At 63.6% G+C, this 294-nt stretch carries 1 protein-coding gene; it reads right to left on the bottom strand.

From position 1 onward, the window contains the following. On the bottom strand, positions 1-294 hold a 294-nt coding region (locus EN846_RS34555), incomplete at both ends, for a sensor histidine kinase (RefSeq protein ID WP_135928159.1).

Raw genomic sequence — 294 nt, 5'->3', positions numbered from 1 at the left:
GGTGATTTCGACATGGCCGCCCTCGACCGCTAGCGCGCCATATTTGGACGAGTTGGTGCAGAGCTCATGGAAGGCCATGCCGAAATTCTGCACAGCGTTCGACTGCAGCGTCAGCAGCGGACCGGAGAGCGAGATGCGCTCCTCGTGGCCGAACGGCTTCAGGTGCTCCTGGATGAGATCGAACAGGCTCGCACCCGCCCACTCCGAAGTGACCAGCAGGTCGTGCGAGCGCGACAGGGCCATGATGCGCGAACGGATGAGCTCCTCGAACTCGCCGGGATGGGCCGAGCGCTT

The sequence above is a fragment of the Mesorhizobium sp. M4B.F.Ca.ET.203.01.1.1 genome, assembly GCF_004791025.1.
In the GTDB taxonomy this organism is placed as follows: domain Bacteria; phylum Pseudomonadota; class Alphaproteobacteria; order Rhizobiales; family Rhizobiaceae; genus Mesorhizobium; species Mesorhizobium abyssinicae.
Note: the sequence above shows the minus strand (reverse complement) of the source record. Positions and strands in the feature narration are given on the sequence as shown.